Raw genomic sequence first — 22,870 nt, forward strand, 5'->3', positions numbered from 1 at the left:
CCTGAATCCACCATCTCTGTGAGGGCGGGGTAAACGAGGAAATGCCCTCTGGTAAGGGAGAATGGGACTTGTCTAAGGTTCCGTGGCTCCCGCCAAGAAGGGCACTTCCGAGATGCAACTGTCTTACACTGTTGGTCGGATGTCGGCATCGTTCGATGAGCCGAACTTGGTCGGGTCCGCTGGACTGGTGCCCGCGATCGCGCTTGCGGACCAGCTCGGCCTGGCGGGGCTGGCTGACAGGTTGTTGACGGTGCCCGGCGCGAAGGGTTGCGCCGGGTTGAAGCTGACCTCGGTGTTGGCCGGGATGATGGCCGGCGCGGACAGCATCGACGACTTGGACGTGCTGCGTCACGGGGCGATGGGCAAGCTGTTCGGTGGGGTGCGGGCTCCCTCGACGCTGGGCACGTTTCTGCGGTCGATCCGGTTCGGGCACGTCCGCCAACTCGACGCGGTCGCCGCCCGCACCTTGTGCCGACTGGCTGACCGGGTGCCGGGCCTGCTACCCGACAGTCAGATCGTGTGGCTGGATGTCGATGACACGATCAAACCGGTGTACGGCCGCTCCAAGCAGGGCGCCGAGCACGGTTACACCCGGGTGCGCGGGTTGAACGCCCAACTGGCGACCGTGTCCGGGGTGGAGGTTGCACCGGTGATCGTGGCCGCTCGGCTGCGTCGGGGCGCAGCAGCGTCGGCGCACGGCGCGGTGCGGCTGGTCCGTGACGCGATCGCCACCCTGCGTCGAGCGGGGGTCACAGGGCAGGTGCTGGTCCGGGCGGATTCGGCCTACTACCAGCAGTCTGTGGTCGCGGCGATCGTGAAGGCCGGCTGCCAATTCTCGATCGGTGCCCGGCTCAACAAGGGGGTCCGTGCCGCGATCGCGACCATCGACGATCAGGCGTGGACCCCGATCGTGTACCCGAACGCGATCACCGACCCCGATACTGGGGAGTTGATCTCCTCGGCCGAGGTCGCCGAAGTCGGCTACACGGCGTTCACCTCGTATGGGGCCACCGGGCAGGTCACCGCCCGGTTGATCGTGCGCAGGGTCCCCGAACGCAACACCAAGAAGCTGGCCGCGGCTGCCCAGGATGGCTTGTTCGAGGTGTGGCGTTACCACGCGGTGTTCACCAACCAGAGCTCCCCTCTGGTGGAGGCGGAGAAGACACACCGGGGGCACGCGGTCATCGAGCAGGTGTTCGCCGATCTGAAAGCCGGCCCGTTGGCCCATCTGCCGTCGAAATCGTTCAACGCCAACGCCGCCTGGCTCGCCATCGCCACGATCGCGTTCAACCTCACCCGCGCCCTCGGCGTCACCGCCGGCGGCCGGTACGCCCGGGCCGAGACCGCGACCATCCGCGCCCACCTGATCCACACCCCGGCCCGGGTAGCCACCTCGGCACGACGAATACGGCTGCACCTGCCCACCCGCTGGCCCTGGGCCAGCGGGTGGCAGCGGCTCTGGACCGCTGTCATGACCACCTGAACCCGGTAGCCCCCGACCGTCACGACCAAGGAACCCCAGTGGAAAGCCCGGACAGACCGGGCGATCACCCCTGCCCGAAAGCCACCGCACGGTCGCCCGAACACCACATCTACAAGCACAAACACCCTCAGACGTCAATCGGTGGATTCAGGCTAAAGGACGTAGCTCGCCCTTCAGGCGACGCGTCCCTTCTTCAGCCACGGAGCGCTGGCGACGAGTTCGGCGGTTCGCTCTGGTAGGTCATCTGGGGCATCGCCGTCGTCGGCGCGGTTGCTGACCTCGTCTCGAAGTATGCGTTCGGCGGCCTGCCGGTCACCCTCGGCCGCGACGACAGCCGCGAGGTCCAGTCGGGGGGTGTCCTCGTAAGGAGCGGCGAGCAGGGCGATATCGGTGGCGGCACGGGCCAACTCCAGGTCGCCCGCATGGAGGGCCGCGATAGTGACCGTGTGAGCCACGTCGACCACGGCGCACACCATGTGTTGATCGATGCGCACACCGTCGGCCAGCCACGCCCATCCGCGCCCCCGTTGTCCGGTGAAGGGTTCCCCGGTCACGAGCTCCAACGCCGCCCGAAGGTCAACAAGGCCCTCGGTACCGCGGGCCTGGCCACGCGAGCGAAGCCTACGGAACAGGTCGATGTCGGCCAGGACGCCTACCAACTGATAGATGCCCATCCCGCGGGCGATGCCGGCCGGGGATTTCGTGGCGTCCGGCAGATAGTTGCCACCGGTCGTGGGGTCGACGCCCAGCCAACTGCGCACCTTCGACAGGTGAACCCTGAATCGTCCGCCCCGGCCGACGGGCACGGAACTGGGCCCTCCGGCGCTGGCGCAGGGCGGCCAGTAGCCCAGCGGCGAGGACCCCGCCCGCACCGGTGAGCCCGGCCAGCACCCACGGGGCCAGATTCTCGGCCTCCCGATCGGACGCCTCGCCCACAGGCCTCTCGTCGCTGCTCACTTCGGTGGTCACGGGCGCCGAGGCGAACGGGGATGGCGCCGCCGGCGCGCTCACCGGGGCGATGGGTACAGGGACGACCCCGCCGGTTGCAGGCGACGTCTCGGCGACCGGGGTCCGTGTGGCGGTTGCAGGGGCAGAGGAGGCGTCCGGCGACGACGGCGAGTTCTGGGATGTCGGCTCGGCTCGTTCGGGTTCGGGGAAGGTTGGCAGCTCGGGTGTTGCTTCCGCAGCGGACGGGATGAGCAGGTGCCAGCCGGGAAGGATGAGGTCTGGGTCGGTCAGGCGACGGCCGTCCGGCTGCGGGATCCGCCGAGAGGCCTCGAAGATCCGTGGCCACGCCTCGGCGTCGTCGAGGTACTGCTGTGCGATCTCGCTCAGCGTGTCGCCCTTGACCACGGTGTATCGGGAATGTGCGCGGTCGCTCGCTACCAAGGCCTGGCCGGCGTCGGCCTGCGCCGCTGCGGGCAGGGTTAGCACCCAGCCCGGCCTGAGGAACTGCGGCTTGCCCCGCAAGAGGTCGTTGTTGAGCTTGAGGATCTCGGGGTAGCGGTTCCCGGATCCCAGGTGGTGCTCAGCGATCGACCACAGGGTCTCACCTCGTTTGACCGTGTGAGTAACGCGTGCGGGGGCGGCCTTGACGAGCGCAACGGCTCTTGGCGTTCCCACGGACGCGGAGGGCGCGGGCTCCACGCTGGCCGTCGCTGTGGCCACCGGGCTCGGGCTGTCTGGGACTGCGGATGCAGTCTCGATCCCCGTGGCGGGCACCGCGATGAACAGGAGCAGCGCTGCTGTCACGAGCCGGCGGGCCGGCACCTGGGACCACCGGAGCCCGGGCAGCTTGGGTGCCTCCAGACCTCGGAGGGCTGCGACTGCCTCCGTGAGGATCGTGACCGCGAGCAGTCCCCATGCAACCCACGCCGCGCCCTTCAAGATCAACACTGTCAGGTGGCCGTCATCCGGGCTGGTGAGCGCCGCCAACCACCCTTCCAGACCGGACGGAGTCGGCCCCCACCCGAGGGCCAGCAACACCGCAGGAAGCCCCACGAGGAGGGCAACGAGCGCGACGAAGGCAGCAAGTCCGACCAGGCGAGGGTGACGAGGGGGTGGGTTCATCGGGGAGCTCCGTTCACGACGCGCGACAGCAGGATGGTGGCGTCGCCGCTGACCGTCTTGGGCCCGATGCCTGCGGTTCCGAGGAACTTCGGCTGGTAGACGATGGTGACGTGCACCGACAGGGTGGTCGGTCCGGTGATGCTCACGCTGCCCTCGACGCCGGCGGCGATGATGGCGAGCGCGGCGAGGGGCCGCTGTGCAGGTAGGCCGTTGCGGCCGTTCGGGCGGCGTAGGTGTCGATCTGGGGGGATTGGCCGCGCATGATCTGGCTGGCCTGCACCTGGTTCGCGGCCGTTCGCCCGGCCTGCTGGGCGAGGTCGTGGGCGCGCTGCTGGGCGTTGACCTGCCCTGTCAGGTCGACGGTGATTCCGATAACCATGGTGATCACGAGCGCGATCAACACCCCCCACACCGTGACCGAGCCTCGCTCATCGTGATGGCGCATCATCGCCCCCTGAACACATCAAGCGGACTTGTGACCGTCGCGCTGACGACCCTGTCCGGCAGGCCGGGCAGTGCCAGCTCTGACAGCTCCACCGTGCAGCTCACCGTGGCCGCGACGCTCGCCGGGGTGCCCACCGGTTTGGCGAACCCCGAGGTGTCGAGGGTGACCGTCATCGAGGCGCAGGTCAGCCCCTGGTTGGCCAGGGTGGCTCGTGCCGCCGTGACCGCCGACGTCTGGGCGGCGCCTGCGGTCCGGGCGATGGGACGCCGCACGTGCGGCGTCCGCGGCCGCTTGCTGGACGCTCCCGTGGGCGATCGCCACCCTCCCGCCAGCCACGGCAAACAGCAGCAGGAGCATGAGCGCCGGCACTAACAAGACCAGTTCGATCGCGGCTGAACCACGCTCATCGGCGGCGCAGCGCCGAGCCTGGAAGCTGGCGCTCCGGCATCGTCGGGATTCGTGAACCCGCGGCTTCATCGCGTGTACCTCTCGACCGGCAGGGTGGCCGACTGGGACACGGTCACATCCATGAACGGCACGAGCCGGACGCTGTGGCCGGTCACCGTCACGGTGGTGCTGGTCGCCGTCCTGTCGCCGGTGACGGTCACGCCGGTCAGCGTCGTCCCTCCCACGTCGGTGGCGAAGGACCTTGCGCTCGACAACCCCGCCTCGAGGGAGGAGTTGAGCATCGCCGACGTGCGGGCGCCCGACTGGGCGGACGCCAGGGCGATCGACCGGGCGTGGAACCAGGTGCCGGCCTGGACGGCCAGGAACAGCACCGTGAGCACGATGGGAAGTGCGATCACCATCTCGACCGATGAGGACCCGCGCTCACCTCGCATTCGCCAGCTGCTGGCCCTGGACCGCCGCATGGTCGTCGCCTACCGGATCTCGCCGGCCTTGCCGACGACGTAGGCCTGGATGATCGCGGCGACGATCCCCACGATCGCGATCGCGAAGATCGCCCAGAGGACGTTCTGGATGGTCTCCGACATGCCGTCCTCGGCGAGCATCCGCTTGCGCTGCTTGGCGAGCCACGACTCGAGGTCGCGGCGCATGAGCTGGCTCTCCACGTACAGGTTGAGCATCATGGTGGGGTTTCCTCTCCTGAAGGGGTTCTTCCTTTGGGGGTCAGGTGTTGCTCATCAGGGTCATCAGGGATGGCCCCAGCAGGATGGCGATGAAGACGATCGCCAGCATGGTCGCAGGGATGCTGAGCCGCTCGGAGGCGGCGTTCGCCCGGGCCTGCTCGTCGGTCAGGAGCGCCACGCGCAGCGCTCGGTTGTGTTCCCGAAGGGTCTGGTAGACGGGCATCGTCTGCTGCTCGGCCAGCGCCATGATGTTGGCCAGATCGTCGAGCTCGGGCAGGGCCAGTTCGTCGCCCATCGCACGGAGGACGTCCCACGGTGGGCGTCCGTCGACGCTGGACTGGGTGAAGCCCTCCGCCAGGCGGTCGAAGACCCACTGGCCGCGGCCAACGCGCGCCGCGTTCTCCAGTGCCTGTCGGGGGCCGGAACCGGCGCGGCGTTCGAGGGCCACCAGGTCGATGAAGCTGGTCAACACGTGGTTGAACTCGAGGCGGGCCGCTTTCGCCTTGCCGTGGATGTCCAGGTTGGGCAGCACGAACAGCCCGACGGCGCCGACCAGCGACGCGATCAGCGGGACCGCGATCGGGAACCGCAAGCCGAACACGTTGAACAGCGTCGACAGCAGCGGAGGTGCGACCAGCCCGATGGCAGCCAGGATCAGCTTCTCGCCGTAGAAGCTGGCCTCCGTCCGGCGCAGCAGCGCCAACTCCTTGACGGGCGTCATCCACACCCACCTCGGCACCCAGCGCGCGACCCACGCACCCACCCGATCCTGGGCGTCCACGCCGCCCAGCAGGGCCGGAGCTGCCGGCACTCCGGCCAACCGGTCCAGCGCGGGACCGAGCGCCGGCACGGTCGGAGCGAGCCACCACACTGCGCACAGGACGCTCGTGGCGAACATCAAGCCTGTGAGTGCGGCGAGCTGCAGGCCGGTCATGACGGTTCTCCGGACGCCAACAGTCTGGGCAGCGGCTTGACCCGCGCCATCCGTCGCATGACCACAAGACCCACCACATAGAGCGAGAGGAGCACCGACAGGATGACCTGCCCCATTGGTGAGCGGTACGGCTCCAGGTACTGGCCGGTGGCGGCCATCCCCACCAGGCACACCACGGTAATCAGGGTGACGATCCGCGCTGTCTGGCGCGGCTTGCTGCGGTCGGCCTCCAGATGACGCCGGGCCGCGACCTCCGCGGACACCGACTCGGCGAGCCCGGACAGGATCTGGGAGAGACCATCGGCCCGCTTCTGCGCGGCGAGGATCAAGGTGGCCGCCACCAGGTCACCGGTCGAGTCGTTGAACTGGTCGGCGAACGCGCGGAGCGCCTCGGCAGTGTTCCACCGCGACCGGATCCGGCCCACCAGGGTGGTCACCTCCGGACGGATGACGTCGGGTGTGGTGCGCAGCGTGGCCACGAGGGCGCCCTCCAGACCGACACCGACGGTGATCACGCCAGCCAGGTTGCGCGTCCACTCAGCCAGACCTTCGAGTCGTTCGATCGTGTGGGACTCGTCCGAAGCGCCCAGGACCACCGGCAGGCCGACCGCCGCCAGCGGGAAGACAACGATGGCGATCACCCAGCCCGACAGCAGAGCGACCACCACCCCGGCCACTCCCGCCAGGACACCCGCGACCAGCACGCGGCGCGGGACCGAAGCCAGCCGCACAAGGAGCCGGGGCGTCGCCGGAGCGGCCGTCGGGACAGGCACCCGACGGAGTCCTGCGACCAGCCCCATCACGCCACCGACGCCGAGGACGCTCACGAGCGCGGGAACCAGCGGGTTCATGCGACACCGCCGTGGCGTTGCGCCTCCACCAGGAACTCGTTCGCCGTGAACCCGTGACCCGCCAGCATCCGCAGGTGGTCCGGCAGCACGAAGGCGACCGCCGGACCGTCGGGGTCACTGCGGAAGACGGTGGTCGCGGCGTAGCCGGCGGACTCCTCGCCCGGCGTGATCGCGAGCACCTCGTCGACCACGCGACGTTTGCGGACCGAGCCGTCGCGGCCGCGGACGTACATGGATCGCAGTTGCACCACCAGGCCGAGGCAGCGAGCCAGCTTCATCACCGCCGAGTCGCGGGTGAACTCGCCGGACTGCATCGCGCAGCTGACGAGCTTCTCCATCGTGTCGGACGCCGACGCGGCGTGCGTCGTCGACAGGGAGCCGGACCCGGACTCCATGGCCATGATCATCTGCGCGACTTCGCGGCCGCGGACCTCGCCGACGATCTGCCGGTCGAGCGCGTACCGGAAGGAGGCGTGCATCCCGTCCTGCAAGGTGAACTCGTTCACCGGACGCCCGTCGGGACCCCGCTCCCCGGAGCCGGGACGCGCTTCCCACGAGAACACGACGGGGTGCTCGTCGACCAGTTGCTCCAGACCGAGTTCCCGCTCTGTCTCGAAGGTGCCCAGCACCTCCTCCGGACCGATCTCGGCGCACAACGCTCGCAGCAGCGTGGTCTTGCCGTCGCCCTGCTGGCCGGAGACCACGATCGACAGCCGGGCCTTCACCGCGGCCGCGAGGAACGACGCGAGCAGCGGGCTGACCGTGTCCAGGCCCACGAGGTCGTCTAGGGTGATGCGCACCAGGCGGTGCCTTCGGATCACGACGCTGGGTCGATGGGTGACGAACGCGGACGCCGCCAGGCGTGCGCCCTCGAGGTTCAGGTGCAGGTCGGGGTTGGCGTCGGAGAACACGCGCGGCGGATCGGCCCTGGACGCCAGGTCCTGCAGCAGCTGGATCAGCTCCTCGTCGGACGCCGCGACCGGCGGCCCCGGCACCTTCTCGCCGCCCACCAGGTCCAGGAACACCCGATCGTGCCCGACGACGATGATGTTCTCGACGTCCGGGCGATCGACCAACGGCTGCAGCCGGCCCAGTCCGAACATCAGGTCGAAGACGGCCTGCGCCAAGGCGTCCTGCGCGGTGGCGGAGCTGACGGAGCCGTTGGCGGCGAACCGCGCCTCGGTCGCCTCCTGGACGACCTGCATGATCACGGCCCGCCCCAGCTCTTGGCGCGCGGTCTCGTCGGCCAGGGGCGACTGCCCGATCCGCTCGGAGAAGCGTTTGGACGCCAACGCACGCAACTCCGACGCCTCGTCCCAGTCCACCTCCGTCGACCGTTCCGAGGGTCGACCCCCGGCACCCGACTTCGCCTCGCGGCCCACGACGTGGAGTGACGACGATGTCGGTGCGACTGCCGTCGACAGGGTGAACCCGGAGCGGACGCGGCCCGGCCGCGCCGGATCGGTGCCGTCGGCGAAGGCGGTGAACAGGGGCACGCTGGCCAGGTCGGGCCTCTCCCAGGTGGGCTGCGGCTGCTTGGTCATCGTTCCGCCCCCGTCCTGGTGCGCGATAGCGCGTCCTCCGTGCGCGGCGCGAGGGCTCGCAGCGACTCACCCAACGCCACCACCGATCGCGGTAGCGGCGAACGATCGAACCGACGCTGAGGCTCCCCGTGGGACCACCACCGCGCGGCGTCCGGATCCCACGCGACCTCGCCGACGACCGGCACGCCCAACGTCTTCGTGACCTCGGACGTGCTGTACCGACGGGCCGGCCCTGCGATGACCAACCGCACGTCACCCAACGAGCCTTCCTGGAGACCGGGCAGCCGTGACCGCACCCGGGCCAGTTCGGGCAGCCCGGTCCCCGTCACGACCATGGTCACGTCCGACTCCGAGATCAGTGGTTCCGGGCTGCCGACCATGCCCAGCCGGCCGGCGTCCACGACGATGTCCACGCCCGTGTCGACCTCGAGTCCGCGGAGGGCGTCCAGGAGCGCGTCCCACACGCCGAGGAGGGACGCGGCCTGCTGGTGCGCGCGGAGCCCCGGCAACAGGCTCGCGTTCGAGTCGGCCAGGGGGAAGAGCCGTGACGGCAGTTCGTCGGCCAACTGGTGGTGCCGGTGCGCCAGCACGAGTTCGGAGAGTCCCGGCCGCGCGACCCCGGTGCAGTAGCCCGCCAGGATCGCCGAGCCGCCCGACGGGTCAGCTTCCACCAGCACCACCGGGCGGGGCCACGTCAGGGCGAGACCGACCGACAGGGTCGTCACCCCCAGCGAGCCCGAGACGGACGCGATCGTGAAGACGGGCATGGCGTCACCGTTCCCGGGAGTCGAGCACCACGGCCACCTTGCCGGTCGCAGCCCGCGCCGCCAGATCGGGGGCGGCGTCCGCGCTCACGAGCAGGTCGACCAGGGCGAACTGCCCGTCCTGCGAGCGGGTGACCGCGACGACCTTGGCCGCGATGGTGACCGGTGACACCTCGCCGCCTGGCCCTGCGCGCCGGGCGTCTGCACCACCCGCACGTCGTCGCCGGTCTTCAGCGGGATGGCGGGCAGCATGCCGTCCACCAGGGACAGACCGACGACGGTCTCCCCCTTGGCCGGGACGGTTTCGGGGGCGATGGCGTCGGGCGTGAGCAGCCCACCGGCTGAGATGTCGAGAGCGGCACGCTGACCCACGACGGTCGACACCTCGCTGGCGGGGATCGAGGCGACCGCCGGATCGAGCGACACCCGCGCGACCATCAGATCACCGGCGGTGATCACCGCGCCACGAGGGACGGCCGCCTTCGCCACCACGACCTCGACCGACGAGGTTGCCGCCGTCCACAGCCACACGCCGCCCAGCGCCGACAGCAGGAGCGCTGCCACGGACGCGATGATCAGCACCGGACGCCGCCGGGTCTTCACGGGACCCAACGCCGCGGGCGCCGGAGGGGTCGTGGTCGTCGCCGTCGTCGGCGCCAAGGTCGGTGTCCTCACGTCCTCATCCCTTCACCACGGTCTGGAGTTCGCCGATCGTGACAACGACCGAGCTCGTGTACGTCTGGTTGATGACACCGGACTCGCCGATCCCGGACCAGTTGATGGTCCAATAGCTCGTCGCGGTGACCGTGTAGGTGCCCTGCTTCGTGTAGCGGTAGCCGCAATCCGGCGACGCCGACATCCCGAACGAGTCCGTATAGGAGGTGCCTGTGGACGTGCACGCCACGGTTCCGCCGTCGCCCATGCTCCAGACCACCTGGGTGACCTTCCCGGTTGCCGTGACGGAGTAGCCGCCCGCCGACGCGGTCTTCGTGTTGGGTCCCCAGGTGCTCTGGTCCGGCGACGCCACCCACAGCCAGATCGGCAGCCCGACGAGGCCCACCGAGCCGGGCGAGGGATCCGGCGCCATCCCGATCGTGACCGCGCGAAGGCGCATCTGGGTGACCGCCTGCAGGGCCAGCACTCTGGGGTCAGGGATGACGCCGGGGGCGCTGTCGGCCCAGAAGAGGTAAGAGCCCGGACCAGACCAGATGCCGGAACCCGAGCACCGGTAGATCGATCCCGTCGTGTTTCCGCTCCACACCGCGTCCGTCAGCGGGGGCGGCGGCGACTAGGCCTTGATGTAGCAGGCTCGGGCGTTGCTCCAGGTCCCCAGCTCCGGGTTCGAACAGGGGACTTCGCGAGGAGGCATTTCCTGCGTGACGCAGGCAACCGGGTCGCTGCTGCCGGAGCCGGTGTGCTTCAGCGGAGCGGCGCCGCCGGAGCCACCGTAACCGGGGACGCCGACGCCACAGGCAACTCCCCAGCTCGCCCCTTCGCAGCCGGCGTCCGCGTAGGCAGGGGTCCCCGCCAGCGGCGTTGTCGCCAGAGCCACGCAGAGCGCGAGCGCCGCGAGGAGCCTGGTCAACATGATCCGAGGACCTCGTCCTTGGTGATCTGCAGGTTGGCGCCGACGAGCTGCACCGTGCTCTCGTGTGAGAGTCGTGGCTGCGGGGCCGGCGTGACCGGCTGCCCGGCCTTGTCCGTGAGGATGGCATCGCTGCGATCGACGCACGAGGTGACGACCCACCCGTCGCCCTTGGCCAAGGCGCTCTGGGACGGGAGCTTCGTGGCCCCGACCTGCACCTGCCCCCGCTGGCGGACCGTGGTCAGCATCACCTGCAGGCTGCTCAGCGCCTCGCCCGAGGCAAGGGTGTCGAGCTCGTTGATGCTCCTGCTCGAGTCGACCAAGAGGCCGTCGAGCGTCTGCCACAGAAGGACGACCCTCGCCTTCGCGTCCTCGAGCTTCTGGTCTTCGGGGCTGAGGGTCGGTGTCGGCGTCACCGTGGGTGACGGCGATTGCGACGGGCCTGTCGGTGTCGGGCTGGTGGTGGGCGTGGCTGTGCAGCCACCGATCAGGGCAGCGGCCATGATGGCGCCCACCGCTTTGGTGGCCAGTCCCAGGTGGGTCATCCCATCCTCCTTCGCCTACGGGACATAACGGGGCGCGGAGGCACCTCGCGGACATCCTGTGCGTGGTGATTTCTCGTGGAAGGCGGCAGCGCCGATCCCGGAGGCGCTCGGCGCTCGTATGGCGCCGTCGCGGGTACTGCCAATGTCAGAAGCGGCCATCGCTGGCTCCAAGCTCTCCAGGGGGTGGACCTGTACGGGAAGGCTAAGCATGGATTTCCGCGATCTTGCGGATTTCGAGCTTCGTCCCTCTGCGTGTCACGCTAGCACATCTACACCGTTTAGCGGTATAGATTGCTCATCGTGTCTCGTCTCCCCTTGCCGCGGACCACTGAAACAATGGGCGCGTGCCTGCCTACTCCTACGCCCCGCTCCCCGGTGAGTTGGACGCGTTGGTCGGCATGGGCATGAACCGCGTCAAGCTCGCGATCGCCGTGGCGCTGGCCGAACACGGGGGTTGTCTCAGCACACCAGAGCTGGTCGCCGCGCTCGGCGAGGGGGTCGCGGGTACCACCATCGCGCGCAACCTCAACGAACTCGAAGACCACGGCTACGTCACCGGCGACGTCCCCCGCGACGAGCGCCGCCGCCGGCGCACGCACTGGACGCTCAACCATGCGAAGCTTCACGCCGACCTGCGTGCGATCATCCAGGCAACCACACCCTCCGTCGAGACACCGACCGCATCGGATTGAAGGGCGGCGGCCGGCAGGCAGGCGATCGAACGCGGAATCCGTGTGCGCGAGTTGGGTTACGGACGACGACAACGCCTTGGGGAAATGGCCTAACTCTCGGTCCACAACGCGTGACGGGCACGTGAGGCCCTACCAAGCCACACGGCGACTGTTGGCGAAGGTCACCGGACCGGCCGTTCGGCACAGGAGCGCCCTCACCTTGTTCTTGACCTCGTGACGGCCGCGTGAGCCGCGCAACCCCGTTCCCACAAGGGAAAACTGCTCGCCGCTCGCCCAGGAAGCGACCCGGGAGCGCCAGGAAGACCGTTCCGGGGCTGCGGCTAGGAGTACGTCGAGCGGGTCTTGTGTCCTCTGAGGCCCGCTTGGGCCCAGAGAGGGACAGTGCCATGACCATGCGAACCTACGAGTCGTTGCCCACGGCCGCTGCCCGGATCGGGGTGAGCGTGAAGACCATCCGCCGGCGAATCGCCGAGGGCGTCCTCCCTGTGTACCGGTGCGGCCGCATCCTCAGGCTGGACCCCGACGACGTCGACGCCATGTTCAGCAGGTACCCGCAGTGGTCAACCGCGCCGCGGGTCTCGACGAGAGCAGGGACCATTCGACGCGCCTCATAGCCCGTTCCATGGGGCGCGGCCGTCCGCCCGTCCAACTTGCTCCCGTCGGGACTGCCTCGTCGTCCCATTTCGCAACACGAAACGTGTGGCCGTTCTGCACCAGCTCCCAGAGTTCAGCCCAATTCGAGAACTCCAAGCGACCGGACTCGGCGTTCGGCGCCCACGGCGCGTCGTAGAAGCAGACTCGGCCAGCCTCGACGGGCTGGTGTACCAGCCCCTTTTAGCCGAGCCAGATTACGGACGGTTCCTCTTCCGCCGCAGTCGCGGCAGTTGACCCCGCGGCCTCGCCGTCGGGCCGAGACGCCTTCACCTATGGCCCCAGCGTGGACCCAGCGTGCCAGTTACCAAAGGTGTCAGCCCGAACGGCTACCGTCAGGTCTACGAGTCCTTCCGAGTCGGCGCCCGGGCGTGGCGCCAAGGAGATCAGCAACAGCTATGAGCACAGCGTTCCCCCTTTGGTCAGATGAACCGGCGACGCAGGATCTATTGGCGTTTCGTGCTGTGGCAGAGACAGCGGCGGACGCGATCTTCGACGACGACCTGGACCCAGTTGCGATCGGACTCTCGGGTGCCTGGGGCAGCGGCAAGACCAGCGTGCTTGAACTGATCAAGGCCGAGGTTGTGGAGCGCTCGCAGACCGCTGGCAGCAAGGTTCTGGTGATCCCCACCCAGCCCTGGCGTTACGACCCGATCGTCGGCCCAAAGGAGAGCCTCATCGCTGAGGTGCTCGGCGGTCTGATTAAGGAGTTCAAGGCTGAGGACCCCGTCGGCAGGGCCGGGCTTGAGGCCTTCAAGAAGCTCGTCCGCAAGGTCAACTGGTCGAAGGCGGTCAAGATGGCTGCTCGGACCGCGCTCACGATGCAGGTTCCAGACTTCGACGACGTGTTGGGCCTGGTCAGCGACGACCCCGAGAGCCTCGACGCTGACAAGGGCATGGCGGCCTTCCGGGATGAGTTCGCAGCACTCCTGGACGATCCAGCACTGCAGCATCTATCGCGCGTGGTCGTCCTCGTTGATGATCTCGATCGCTGCCTGCCGGACACCGTTGTGGAGACGCTTGAGGCGATCCGGCTCTTCCTGTCTGCCAAGGGCATGTCGTTCATAATCGCGGCCGACGAGGACCGTGTGGCCGACGCGATCCGGCAGAAGCTGGGAACCACGGCGGCCGCCCGCGAGGACGAGGACCCCGCCAAGCTCTACCTGCACAAGATCGTCCAGACGACGATCCCGCTGCCCGCACTGAGTCGATTCGATACGGAGGCCTACCTGTTCCTTCTGTTGGCGAAGGGCGGGGTCGACGACGATGCCTACACCCGATTCGTCGCCCACTGCGACGAGCTGCGCCTGGATGGAGGCAGTCTCGATGGCATCGAGGTCGAGGACGGCAGTTTGCTCGCTGGCCACCTGGTGACGGCTGCCAGACTCACCCCGATCTTGTACGAGAAGTTTCACGGCAACCCGCGCCGCATCAAGCGCTTCCTCAACGACCTAAACGTCCGGCAGGCCGTGGCGCGCCGTCGTGGTTTCCAACTGCAGGCCGATCAGGTCGCCAAGCTCATGGTCCTTGAGCGCATCCTCACCGAGGACTTCCGCACTGTTCTCGACTGGCTGGCCTCGAACCAACTCCGCGACAAGCTCGAAGCCCTCGAACTCGCCGCCAACGGCCCCGCACTGACGGCGGCCGACCAGACGCACGATGAGCACGCGGAGATGCCCGCGAGGGGGAGGCGAACAGCCAAGAGCGCGCTGCCCCAGGAGCAGGAGTCGCAGGCTGCGCGTGAAGATGCGTTCAGCGACACGCTTCGACGGTGGGCGAAGCTCCCGCCCGCTCTCGACGCGTCGACCATTTCCGGCTACCTCTACCTGGCTGCCTCCTTCGCCAAGATCGAGGTCATGGACACCGGATTGCCTGAGCGTCTCCGTGACCTCGCTGTCGCACTCACTTCAAGCCTGAAACTCGACCGTGCTGGCGTCAGTGACCACGCGCTCAAGTCACTGCCTGAACCCGATGCGCGGACTCTCGTCGGGTACCTCGGACGTCGCACCCGTGACCAGCCAAGCCTTCAGAAGGTCAGCGTCGAAAGCCTGCTCCGCCTTGCGGCGTTGCAACCAGCCACGGTACCGGACGTCGTAGCAGCGCTGAAGGGCCTCCCGGCCGGCGATGTCGAGGCCGTGACGATCATCAAGTTGCGCCTGCTCGACCCCGCGACCTACCGACCCGTCCTGGACGTCTGGAGGGCCGGAACCGAGGACGAACAAGTGGTGAACTCGATCGACGTGGTCGAGAAGGCATGGAGCACCAGCCGTGGGTACTAGTGGCTCATTCGGCGGAAGCGGTGGCAAGGATGCCCGCGATCTGCGCGACACCATCGCGGATTGGCTCGATGGGCCTGTCGAATCCGAGCCCACGAGCGGGCCAGACTCCGGCGATTCTGGTGGACACGACGGCCCCCCTGATCCGTCGGCTCCGCGTCCTCATGACCAGCCACCGCAGGTAGACCTCGGACCCGCCCTCCGCGTCCTACTCCGTCCTCGTGGACGAGGCGGCGCCGACGGTCCCGGCGCTGGTGGCGGTGGAGCGCGCGGTGGTGGTGCGGGGAGCCGCACATACGGTGGTGCGTCTCGATCGGTTGGCCGAGTCTCGAAGGCGGCTGGCCGCGCCGGACACCTAGCAATTGCCTACTCGTCTGGGAACCGTGAAGCACTGCGGGAAGCCGGGCTCAACTATGACGAACTCCGGGCGCTGGGTGATCCCGTCGCCGTTGGCATCAAGATCGTCGAGGCCGCATTTGGGTCCCAGTCCGACAGCACTGTCGCCGACGCTGAGGAGCGCGATATCGTCGCCGGTGTTGTTGAGTGGATCCTGCAGCAACCAGCAGGAAGCCGCCCAACGCCGGAAGAGGTCGTCCGGAAGTCAATCGAGACAACCATCGCGGAGACCGCGCTAACGGAGATCTCCTCCACGGTCTATGCGAAGGCGGCTAGTGCCGCGAAGCGACGCAGCTTGGAGAGGCAGATCCGCGATGTGGCCGCCGAGTACGCGGCCCAAGCCACACTGAGCCCCACTGGCGCAACCGAACTCGAGATGTCGAGGGCGATCGAGGGTGGCATCCGAGACATCGGCAAGATCTTCGGAGTCAAGTCATGACCAGGCTACTTCTGGCGATCTCCGAGACGGACGCTGACGCGGCGCTTCAAGGCAGCGCGTTCGATGAGGTCTTCCTTTGGTCCAGTAGAGGGCGGTCTACATTCGCCGGCGGGACGCTTGACCCGTACCTCTCGACGCTTGGGGCGGTGAACCCACGCAACGTGGACCTAGTTCGGATCGCGCTGGCGGTCCTCGCGGCTGACCGGTCGGTGCTTCGTGAGGGCGGAGGCTCGAGTTGGAACGCTCGGGTGTTCGACCTCACCGTGCAGGTAGATGACACTGAGGTTTGGGCATCAGTTGCTGACCCTCTGGCCCGAGTCGTCGGCTTCCTCTCTGGTGACCGCTGGACGTTCCAGTTTGTGCCCGCGCCTGTCTCCAGTGAGACGACTCAGCTCCTTGAGCAGCCAGTCTCTGACCGCACGGTACTGCTCAGCGGCGGGGCAGACTCCGCGGCCGGCGCACTGCTTTCAGCTGTGGAACTTGGCGAAGGACGCTCGCAGGCCCTCGTGTCGCACTACAGCTCAACCGCCATCTCCCCGGTCCAGCGGGGTCTGGTCAAGGCGGTCGCAGGCCTCGTTCCAGGCATTGGGCAGGTCCATCAGCAGTTCCACATCCACCGTGGCTCCAAGCGTCTGGACGCCACCTCGTTCCGCAGCGAGGCGTCGACACGATCGCGGTCGCTCCTCTTCATTGCGCTGGGGCTTGCCGTAGCGGAACGCGCTGGCTCACCGCTTTGGATTGCCGAGAATGGCTTCGCATCACTCAACCCACCACTCGGTCCTGATCGCCGTGGGAGCCTGTCGACCCACACCACGCACCCGAGGTTCCTTCGGGAGTTGGCCGACCTGGTGCAGAGCGTCGGCGGACACAGCCTGATCGATAACCCCTTCGAAGCGCTCACGAAGGGCGAGATGTTCCGGCGCGTCGCGGACGCGATCGGAGTGGAGCCTGCATCCACCTACCTAAGCGCGACCAATTCTTGCTCGCACACCGACGCCCGCTACAGCGGGGCACCCGTTGGAACCTCCTGCGGGGTGTGCTTCGGCTGCCTTGTCCGAAGGGCAGCCTTCACTGCAACGGGTATTCCAGACAAGACGATCTACCTCTGTGAGGACGTGAGTGGACGGTTCGGCGCCTTCGTCAAGCAGAAGTCCATCGTCGAACCCATGCGGGACTTCGTCGATCGAGGGATCCGTGCCCGCGATGTGATGGCCATGTCCCTGCCACAGGGTTACGCCGCACAGGATGCGCTTGCCCTCTCCCTGAGAGGTGTCGAGGAACTCCGGAGCCTATTCGCATGAGCCGGCAGCTCCCACCAATCGATCTCCACGCGCACGTCAGCCCGAAGGCAAGCCCGGCCGAGCTGGAAAGCCTCGGCGCTGTGGTTTTCGCCGCGACAAGATCCATTGCGGAGTTCGAGTCCGTCAGTGGGCGTCGCGATCAAGTGACCGTCTGGGGGCTGGGTTGTCACCCCGGCGTGCCGGAGGCACAGAGCGCCTTCGACTCCGCGAAGTTCGCGACCCTTCTGTCATCGACGCCTTACGTGAGCGAGGTGGGGATCGACAGGCGTTCCAAGGTCCCAATGAAATCTCAGTCACAGGTACTGAACTCGATCTTTGAAAGCCTCCTGAGCAAGCCACGGATCACATCCGTCCATAGCTCGGGTGCCGCTGGCGCCGCTCTCGACCTGTTGGAGCGTCGGCCTATCAAGGGTGCCGTGCTCCACTGGTGGCGGGGCGACCATATACAGACCAGGCGCGCGATCGAGCTTGGGTGCTGGTTCTCTGTCAACGCCGCAGGTACGAAGTACCCCACGGAGATCGCAACGATCCCCCCCGACCGCCTTCTCACGGAGACCGACCATCCATCCGGCGATCGAGGCTCCACCCCGCCAAGGCAGCCTGGACGAGTAGGAGACGTCGAGACGGCACTTGCCCAGATTCACGGGATCAGCGCGGTGGCCGTTCGCCGGCAGGTGTGGTCAAACTTCCTCCGACTAGTCGATGAAGTTGGTGTTTTCGATCTCCTTCCATTGCCAGTGCGAAGGATGCTCGCCGCCGCACGACTCACCGGCAGCCGTGTTGAGAGCTGACCGCCGGACTACAGCGGCGTCGACAGCACCCCTAGAGGCACTGTGATCACCGGGCCGCGCTCGCTCGACCCGTCGCGAACGCGGACATGCGGGCAGCGAGCTGGGCATCGCGTTCGGCCGCGACGTGCTGGTAGCGCATGGCCATGTTCGGCGTGCTGTGCCCGATCCGCGCCTGAAGCTCCGCCAAGGTGGCTCCCAACTGCGCGGCCAGCGTCGCGCTGGTGTGACGCAGCCCGTGCACCGTCAGGCCGGGCATGTCGATGGCCGCCTTGCCCTTGTTGTGGGCGACCCGGAGGACGCTGTCGTTGAGCGGGGAGTGTCCGTCGCGAGCCGGGAACATCAATGAGTCCCGCTCACGCACCGGCTGGCGCGCCGCCCACTCCCGCAACGCCGGAAGGAGGTGAGGAGGGATGGACACCGACCTGACCCCGGCGTCCGTCTTGGGTGGGCCGATCAGGAGTTGCCCCTTGAGTCGCACCACAGCCTGACGGACATGCACCACCCCGAGGTCCACATCCAGGTCACGCACGCGGAGCCCCCGCACCTCGCCGGACCGCAGACCGCACCACCCGGCCAACAACAACGGAACCCGACGCGCCTCAGGCACCGCAGCCAGGTAGCGGTTGAGCTGGTCGACCGTGAGCACCTCGATCTCACGCGCGCGTTCCTTCTGGGTGCCCGCCTTCACCCGGCACGGGCTCACCTCCACGAGCCGCTCCTCGACGGCCTCCTTGAAGATCGACTTGAGCAGCCCGTAGGCGTTGGCCTGTTGGGTGGGCGTCCCTCGCATCCCGGCGTACCAGGTCGAGACTTCAGCAGCCGTGATCTCGCCAAGAGGGCGCTTGGCGAACGCGGGAAGGATGGTCAACCGCAGCAGCTTCGCGTACAGCGCCGCCGTGCCCGGCCGAATCCGCCGGCGGGCCACCACAGTGGCGGCGTACTCACCCAGCAACAGGGGTGCCTCGTGAACCTCCCGGACCTGACGGGCCGGCGGTTCCCACTCGCCGCGACTGATCAGCCGTTCCTGATCGACCAGCCACCCCTCGGCGTCAATCCGGGCGACGAAGGTGATCGGAGCACTGTGCCGGCCGCCGTCGGGGCCGGTGTAGCGCGCCCGGTACCGCCCGCTCGGCAGCTGGCCGACCTCGCCGAAGCCACGCTTGACCTTGGCCCGTGGTCTACCCATGGTGCGCCCCTCCCGTCACACTCCGTAACGGTTCGAAGGACGGTCGGGTGGACAGTGGGCGACGCCGACGACGTTCCCCACGCCCCGGATGTCGTGGGGAATACGTGGGGAACCGTGGGGAATACGTGGGGAATGGGAGGCCTCTGAAGGCCATCCGTGTCCATGGGAGTCCACAACTGAGAAGGACCGAAGTCCTTGTCAGAGGGGATTTGATGTAGTCAGGGGACCATACATCGTTGTGCGCGAGAGAGGAGTTGAACCTCCACGTCCTTTCGGACACACGGACCTGAACCGTGCGCGTCTGCCATTCCGCCACTCGCGCGTCGCCCCCTCGCGGGGACAGCCTGAGTAACTTAGCACACCATCTCGCCCAGCACACATTCGGGCCTCGCAGGATGGACGGACGACACCCCAACACGAGGGGCCCACACCCCCGCCCCGGATGGCGATGTTCACCCACAGGACATGTTAGGGAACTTCACCTGGCACCCCATCACGGTGTCCGACTAGGGGTGACGCTGTCCACACGATCCACAGCAGTGGAAAGGCCTGTGGACAACTCAGTGGATGTGAACTCCACGCAACACCAGACGAACGTCCGATGGACGAGACGGGTGAGCTTGGACGACGCGCGTCACGGCCCCATGGCGAGGGTGTTCAACCCGCGGCAGACAACCTAGGGTGGGGCGATGAACGCATCCACCGCAGCACACGACGCCGAGCGTGACCCGTCGGCGGAGACGTCTCACGAACAATGGTGGGGAGCGCTCTCCCTGGAGGAGCGCTACCTGGCCATCGAGGCCGTCCGGCTGGACCAGGACCCCGGCTGGCCGGCCGAGCGACGCCCCACGGGCGAGCGCGCCGAGTGGCTCCGGCGACGGCCCGAGTACCTCGAGCGCTGGGCGGGGGCGGACAACATCGCCCGTCAGGACGCCACGGGCATCGGCATCGACCCCGTCCCGGACGCGCACGACACCACCTACCCGCTGGCGCCGGAGGGGCACACCGACGAGTCCACGGACAGGCCTGGCGGGGCCGACCGCGGGCATCTGCCCTGACGCCTGCCTGCGGTTCCGGTAGGTTGGCAGGGCCAGTGCACCGGATGAGGAGGACCTTGCCTTGAGCCAGACCACCGCAACGAGCGCGGCCGACACCCGCCCGCACCTTCCGTCCGTCGGACGCCGTACGCCGGTGTCGACCTACCGCCTCCAGCTGGGGCCCGACCTCAGCTTCGACCAGGCGGCGGCACAGCTCGACTACCTCGAGGGGCTGGGCGTCACGGACCTCTACCTGAGCCCGATCCTGCAGGCAGCCCCGGGCAGCACGCACGGCTACGACGTCGTCGACCACTCCCGCATCAGCGAGGCCATGGGCGGACGCGAGGGTTTCGTGCGACTGGCGACCCAGGCCCACGCACGCGGCCTGGGCATCGTCGTGGACGTGGTTCCCAACCACATGGGCGTCCCGACCCCGATCCACCACAACCGCGCCCTGTGGTCGGTCCTCAAGGACGGCCCGGCCTCTCCGTACGCCACGTGGTTCGACGGCACGGACGACGGGGACGGCATCCTCATGCCCGTGCTGGGGGCCCGCATCGGCACCGTGCTGGCGAACGGCGAGATCACGCTCGAACGCCGGGTCGTCCCCGGCCACGAGGACGACGGCGAGCAGCCCGTCCTCGTCTACTACGACCACGTCTTCCCCGTGCGCGCCGGCACCGAGAACCTGCCGATGCACCTGTGCGTGAAGGAACAGCACTACCGACTCGCCTTCTGGAAGGTCGCGGCCGAGGAGCTGAACTTCCGCCGCTTCTTCGACGTCGACACGCTGGTCGCGCTCCGCGTCGAGGACCCGGAGGTGTTCGACGCGACCCATGCGCTGCTGCTGGAGCTCTACCACGCGGGCCACATCGACGGCTTCCGCATCGACCACCCGGACGGCTTGGCCGACCCGCGCGGCTACATGCGGCGGCTGTCGATGGCCACCGGCGGGGCGTGGATCGCCGCCGAGAAGATCCTGGAGGGCAACGAGCCCATGCCGGACGACTGGCCCGTCGCCGGCACCACGGGCTACGACGCGAGCTGGCGCATCTCGGCGCTCCAGTGCGACCCCAACGGCTACGGCGACCTCGGCACGGTCGCGCACCTGGTGACCGGCGACATCCCGGGCACCCTGCCCGAGGTGATCACCGCAGCCAAGCGGGAGGTCGTCACCACCAGCCTCCTGGCCGAGGTGCACCGCATCGCGACACTGGCGTACGAGATCTGCCGCGACGACATCATGCTGCGCGACCACACCCACGGCTGGATCCGGGCCTGCATCACGGAGCTGGTCATCGCCTTCGACCGCTACCGGGCCTACGTCGTCCCCGGCGAGGAGGCACCCGAGGCCGCCGTCCACCTCGTGGAGGAGGCCGCCGACCGCGCCAAGCGGGTCCTCGACGACGAGCTGCACGACACGATGGAGGTCGTGGTCGACCTCATCCTGGGCCGGGAGGTCGGCAGCGAGGGCCGCTCCCAGCGGGCCCGCCGCGACGAGCTCGTGGTCCGATTCCAGCAGGTGTGCGGCGCCGTGACGGCCAAGGGCGTCGAGGACACCGCCTTCTACCGCTGGACCCACCTCGTCGCCCTGAACGAGGTCGGCGGGTCCCCCGACACCTGGAGCCTGAACCCCGACGAGTTCCACCGCTGGTGCTCGAGCATGGCGTCGGAGTGGCCGACGACGCTGACGTGTGGGACGACCCACGACACCAAGCGCTCGGAAGACGTCCGGAGCCGGATCGGCGTCATCGCGCAGTACGCCCCCGAGTGGCGCGCCCTGGTGGCCCGGCTGCATCCCTACGCCGACGGCATCGAGGGCCACACCGAGAACCTCTTCTGGCAGATCCTCGCCGGCACGTGGACGCCGGACGGCCCCATTGAGCGGGAGCGCATCGAGCGGTACATGGTCAAGGCCGCCCGCGAGCAGAAGATCTGGACGTCCTGGACCTCCCCCGACGCGGACGCCGAGTCGCGTCTGGCGGAGTTCATCGCCACGATCTACGCCGACGAGGACCTCATGGGCGCCTTCGGCGACTGGTACGACTTCACCGCGGACGCCGCCCGCGTGTCGATCCTGTCGCGCAAGGCGATCCAGCTGACCTGCCTGGGCGTCGCCGACACCTACCAGTCCTGCGAGACACTGCAGAACTACCTGGTCGACCCCGACAACCGCGCCCCTGCCGACTTCGCCGCGCTCGCCGACCTGGCCAGCTACCTCGACCGGCGGGGGCCCCTGACACTGGCCGAGGAGAAGTTCCACCTCACGCGTGAGGTGCTGCGCCTGCGGCGCCGGCGTCCGGACGCCTTCGTCGGCCCCGACGCCGCCTACCGCCCGCTGCCCAGCAGCACCGGGCACGCCCTGTGCTACGCCCGGGGTGACGACCCCCAGGTGGTGACCGTCGCGTCCCGGCTGCACCGCGACCTGACGCGCACCGAGGGCTTCACGGCCCACTCGGTCGTCCTGCCGGACGGCACGTGGCGCGACATCCTGACCGACACGGTGCACGAAGGCGGCAACGTCCTGATCGCCGACGTCCTCGCCCGCTTCCCCGTCGCCGTGCTCGAGAAGATCGGCGGCCCCGACAGCTCGGCCGCCCGGGAGCAGGCCAGGACCCTCGCCGACACCCTCGAGGACGGGACTCCGATCTTCCGGACGACTCCGCGGGAGGAACTGCGTCGGCCCGAGCTCGAGGTCGAGGCCGAGAGCACCGGTCTGCTGGGCTGGTTGACCAAGCGGTTCTTCGACCGCCCGTCGAACGGCGACGGCGAGGAGAACTCATGACCGC

24 protein-coding genes and 1 tRNA gene are annotated in these 22,870 nt (G+C 68.4%); 9 read left to right on the forward strand and 16 right to left on the reverse strand.

Annotation, left to right across the window (positions count from 1 at the left end):
- Window positions 1–112: 112 nt before the first annotated feature.
- Window positions 113–1,483: an IS1380 family transposase gene (locus tag AC5YDV_RS04850; protein ID WP_496182203.1), complete on the forward strand. Its 1,371-nt coding sequence runs from the start codon at window positions 113–115 to the stop codon at window positions 1,481–1,483.
- 173 nt (window positions 1,484–1,656) lie between these two features.
- Here the strand turns inward: AC5YDV_RS04850 and AC5YDV_RS04855 are convergent, their stop codons facing one another.
- The 14 genes from AC5YDV_RS04855 to AC5YDV_RS04920 form a co-directional block, all read right to left on the reverse strand.
- Complete coding sequence (locus AC5YDV_RS04855; protein ID WP_496192402.1) at window positions 1,657–2,037, reverse strand: hypothetical protein; 381 nt, start codon at window positions 2,035–2,037, stop codon at window positions 1,657–1,659.
- A 67-nt stretch (window positions 2,038–2,104) separates the two neighbouring features.
- Entirely contained in the window at window positions 2,105–3,553 is a 1,449-nt protein-coding gene (locus AC5YDV_RS04860) for a LysM peptidoglycan-binding domain-containing protein (protein ID WP_496182205.1), read from the reverse strand.
- Complete coding sequence (locus AC5YDV_RS04865; protein WP_496182206.1) at window positions 3,550–3,699, reverse strand: hypothetical protein; 150 nt, start codon at window positions 3,697–3,699, stop codon at window positions 3,550–3,552. Before AC5YDV_RS04865 ends, AC5YDV_RS04860 begins: the two co-directional genes overlap by 4 nt.
- Window positions 3,696–3,998, reverse strand: coding sequence for a TadE/TadG family type IV pilus assembly protein (locus AC5YDV_RS04870; protein WP_496182207.1), 303 nt, complete (start codon window positions 3,996–3,998; stop codon window positions 3,696–3,698). The genes AC5YDV_RS04865 and AC5YDV_RS04870 overlap by 4 nt, the downstream gene beginning before the upstream one ends.
- 18 nt (window positions 3,999–4,016) lie before the next feature.
- Window positions 4,017–4,475: a TadE/TadG family type IV pilus assembly protein gene (locus tag AC5YDV_RS04875; protein WP_496182208.1), complete on the reverse strand. Its 459-nt coding sequence runs from the start codon at window positions 4,473–4,475 to the stop codon at window positions 4,017–4,019.
- A complete protein-coding gene (locus AC5YDV_RS04880) occupies window positions 4,472–4,870 on the reverse strand; it encodes a TadE family protein (RefSeq protein WP_496182209.1) in 399 nt (132 codons plus the stop codon). The genes AC5YDV_RS04875 and AC5YDV_RS04880 overlap by 4 nt, the downstream gene beginning before the upstream one ends.
- Window positions 4,871–4,879: 9 nt before the next feature.
- A complete protein-coding gene (locus AC5YDV_RS04885; RefSeq protein ID WP_496182210.1) occupies window positions 4,880–5,089 on the reverse strand; it encodes a hypothetical protein in 210 nt (69 codons plus the stop codon).
- A gap of 40 nt (window positions 5,090–5,129) precedes the next feature.
- Window positions 5,130–6,023, reverse strand: a complete 894-nt coding sequence (locus AC5YDV_RS04890; RefSeq protein WP_496182211.1) for a type II secretion system F family protein — start codon at window positions 6,021–6,023, stop codon at window positions 5,130–5,132.
- Complete coding sequence (locus AC5YDV_RS04895; RefSeq protein WP_496182212.1) at window positions 6,020–6,874, reverse strand: type II secretion system F family protein; 855 nt, start codon at window positions 6,872–6,874, stop codon at window positions 6,020–6,022. Before AC5YDV_RS04895 ends, AC5YDV_RS04890 begins: the two co-directional genes overlap by 4 nt.
- Complete coding sequence (locus tag AC5YDV_RS04900) at window positions 6,871–8,418, reverse strand: TadA family conjugal transfer-associated ATPase (RefSeq protein ID WP_496182213.1); 1,548 nt, start codon at window positions 8,416–8,418, stop codon at window positions 6,871–6,873. The genes AC5YDV_RS04895 and AC5YDV_RS04900 overlap by 4 nt, the downstream gene beginning before the upstream one ends.
- Window positions 8,415–9,185 carry a hypothetical protein gene (locus tag AC5YDV_RS04905; protein WP_496182214.1) on the reverse strand — a complete coding sequence of 257 codons (771 nt, stop codon included), beginning with the start codon at window positions 9,183–9,185 and terminating at the stop codon, window positions 8,415–8,417. Before AC5YDV_RS04905 ends, AC5YDV_RS04900 begins: the two co-directional genes overlap by 4 nt.
- An 84-nt stretch (window positions 9,186–9,269) precedes the next feature.
- Window positions 9,270–9,857 carry an SAF domain-containing protein gene (locus AC5YDV_RS04910; protein WP_496182215.1) on the reverse strand — a complete coding sequence of 196 codons (588 nt, stop codon included), beginning with the start codon at window positions 9,855–9,857 and terminating at the stop codon, window positions 9,270–9,272.
- Between the two features lie 4 nt (window positions 9,858–9,861).
- Window positions 9,862–10,443 carry a hypothetical protein gene (locus AC5YDV_RS04915; protein ID WP_496182216.1) on the reverse strand — a complete coding sequence of 194 codons (582 nt, stop codon included), beginning with the start codon at window positions 10,441–10,443 and terminating at the stop codon, window positions 9,862–9,864.
- Between the two features lie 320 nt (window positions 10,444–10,763).
- A complete protein-coding gene (locus AC5YDV_RS04920) occupies window positions 10,764–11,312 on the reverse strand; it encodes a hypothetical protein (protein ID WP_496182218.1) in 549 nt (182 codons plus the stop codon).
- Window positions 11,313–11,656: 344 nt separating this feature from the next.
- Here AC5YDV_RS04920 and AC5YDV_RS04925 point away from each other — a divergent pair, with 344 nt between their 5' ends.
- From AC5YDV_RS04925 to AC5YDV_RS04950, 6 genes are all read left to right on the forward strand, one after another.
- Window positions 11,657–12,004 carry a MarR family transcriptional regulator gene (locus AC5YDV_RS04925; protein WP_496182219.1) on the forward strand — a complete coding sequence of 116 codons (348 nt, stop codon included), beginning with the start codon at window positions 11,657–11,659 and terminating at the stop codon, window positions 12,002–12,004.
- 386 nt (window positions 12,005–12,390) lie between these two features.
- On the forward strand, window positions 12,391–12,618 hold the full coding sequence (locus AC5YDV_RS04930) for a helix-turn-helix domain-containing protein (protein ID WP_496182220.1): 228 nt from the start codon (window positions 12,391–12,393) through the stop codon (window positions 12,616–12,618).
- A 435-nt stretch (window positions 12,619–13,053) separates the two neighbouring features.
- Window positions 13,054–14,934, forward strand: a complete 1,881-nt coding sequence (locus AC5YDV_RS04935) for a KAP family P-loop NTPase fold protein (protein ID WP_496182221.1) — start codon at window positions 13,054–13,056, stop codon at window positions 14,932–14,934.
- A gap of 688 nt (window positions 14,935–15,622) precedes the next feature.
- Entirely contained in the window at window positions 15,623–15,766 is a 144-nt protein-coding gene (locus tag AC5YDV_RS04940) for a hypothetical protein (protein WP_496192403.1), read from the forward strand.
- A complete protein-coding gene (locus AC5YDV_RS04945; RefSeq protein ID WP_496182223.1) occupies window positions 15,763–17,067 on the forward strand; it encodes an adenine nucleotide alpha hydrolase family protein in 1,305 nt (434 codons plus the stop codon). The genes AC5YDV_RS04940 and AC5YDV_RS04945 overlap by 4 nt, the downstream gene beginning before the upstream one ends.
- Window positions 17,064–17,858, forward strand: coding sequence for a TatD family hydrolase (locus tag AC5YDV_RS04950; RefSeq protein WP_496182224.1), 795 nt, complete (start codon window positions 17,064–17,066; stop codon window positions 17,856–17,858). The genes AC5YDV_RS04945 and AC5YDV_RS04950 overlap by 4 nt, the downstream gene beginning before the upstream one ends.
- Before the next feature lie 46 nt (window positions 17,859–17,904).
- Here AC5YDV_RS04950 and AC5YDV_RS04955 read toward each other — a convergent pair whose 3' ends face one another.
- Window positions 17,905–19,044, reverse strand: coding sequence for a tyrosine-type recombinase/integrase (locus AC5YDV_RS04955; RefSeq protein WP_496182225.1), 1,140 nt, complete (start codon window positions 19,042–19,044; stop codon window positions 17,905–17,907).
- Between the two features lie 239 nt (window positions 19,045–19,283).
- A tRNA-Leu gene (locus AC5YDV_RS04960) sits at window positions 19,284–19,366 on the reverse strand.
- A gap of 367 nt (window positions 19,367–19,733) precedes the next feature.
- On the opposite strand from AC5YDV_RS04960, the gene AC5YDV_RS04965 reads away from it, so the two are divergent.
- Window positions 19,734–20,102: a hypothetical protein gene (locus AC5YDV_RS04965; RefSeq protein WP_496182226.1), complete on the forward strand. Its 369-nt coding sequence runs from the start codon at window positions 19,734–19,736 to the stop codon at window positions 20,100–20,102.
- 61 nt (window positions 20,103–20,163) lie between these two features.
- Window positions 20,164–22,866, forward strand: coding sequence for a malto-oligosyltrehalose synthase (treY, locus tag AC5YDV_RS04970; RefSeq protein WP_496182227.1), 2,703 nt, complete (start codon window positions 20,164–20,166; stop codon window positions 22,864–22,866).
- Window positions 22,867–22,870 lie beyond the last annotated feature (4 nt).

Source organism: Propioniciclava sp. LT432 (genome assembly GCF_059515965.1).

What these genes read in the sequence shown, in the direction of transcription:
- AC5YDV_RS04850 (WP_496182203.1), top strand. Translation starts at nt 113, where the DNA reads ATGCAACTGTCTTACACTGTTGGTCGGATGTCGGCATCGTTCGATGAG.
- AC5YDV_RS04860 (WP_496182205.1), bottom strand. Translation starts at nt 3,553, where the DNA reads ATGAACCCACCCCCTCGTCACCCTCGCCTGGTCGGACTTGCTGCCTTC.
- AC5YDV_RS04870 (WP_496182207.1), bottom strand. Translation starts at nt 3,998, where the DNA reads ATGCGCCATCACGATGAGCGAGGCTCGGTCACGGTGTGGGGGGTGTTG.
- AC5YDV_RS04875 (WP_496182208.1), bottom strand. Translation starts at nt 4,475, where the DNA reads ATGAAGCCGCGGGTTCACGAATCCCGACGATGCCGGAGCGCCAGCTTC.
- AC5YDV_RS04880 (WP_496182209.1), bottom strand. Translation starts at nt 4,870, where the DNA reads ATGCGGCGGTCCAGGGCCAGCAGCTGGCGAATGCGAGGTGAGCGCGGG.
- AC5YDV_RS04885 (WP_496182210.1), bottom strand. Translation starts at nt 5,089, where the DNA reads ATGATGCTCAACCTGTACGTGGAGAGCCAGCTCATGCGCCGCGACCTC.
- AC5YDV_RS04890 (WP_496182211.1), bottom strand. Translation starts at nt 6,023, where the DNA reads ATGACCGGCCTGCAGCTCGCCGCACTCACAGGCTTGATGTTCGCCACG.
- AC5YDV_RS04895 (WP_496182212.1), bottom strand. Translation starts at nt 6,874, where the DNA reads ATGAACCCGCTGGTTCCCGCGCTCGTGAGCGTCCTCGGCGTCGGTGGC.
- AC5YDV_RS04900 (WP_496182213.1), bottom strand. Translation starts at nt 8,418, where the DNA reads ATGACCAAGCAGCCGCAGCCCACCTGGGAGAGGCCCGACCTGGCCAGC.
- AC5YDV_RS04905 (WP_496182214.1), bottom strand. Translation starts at nt 9,185, where the DNA reads ATGCCCGTCTTCACGATCGCGTCCGTCTCGGGCTCGCTGGGGGTGACG.
- AC5YDV_RS04920 (WP_496182218.1), bottom strand. Translation starts at nt 11,312, where the DNA reads ATGACCCACCTGGGACTGGCCACCAAAGCGGTGGGCGCCATCATGGCC.
- AC5YDV_RS04930 (WP_496182220.1), top strand. Translation starts at nt 12,391, where the DNA reads ATGACCATGCGAACCTACGAGTCGTTGCCCACGGCCGCTGCCCGGATC.
- AC5YDV_RS04935 (WP_496182221.1), top strand. Translation starts at nt 13,054, where the DNA reads ATGAGCACAGCGTTCCCCCTTTGGTCAGATGAACCGGCGACGCAGGAT.
- AC5YDV_RS04945 (WP_496182223.1), top strand. Translation starts at nt 15,763, where the DNA reads ATGACCAGGCTACTTCTGGCGATCTCCGAGACGGACGCTGACGCGGCG.
- AC5YDV_RS04950 (WP_496182224.1), top strand. Translation starts at nt 17,064, where the DNA reads ATGAGCCGGCAGCTCCCACCAATCGATCTCCACGCGCACGTCAGCCCG.
- AC5YDV_RS04955 (WP_496182225.1), bottom strand. Translation starts at nt 19,044, where the DNA reads ATGGGTAGACCACGGGCCAAGGTCAAGCGTGGCTTCGGCGAGGTCGGC.
- AC5YDV_RS04965 (WP_496182226.1), top strand. Translation starts at nt 19,734, where the DNA reads ATGAACGCATCCACCGCAGCACACGACGCCGAGCGTGACCCGTCGGCG.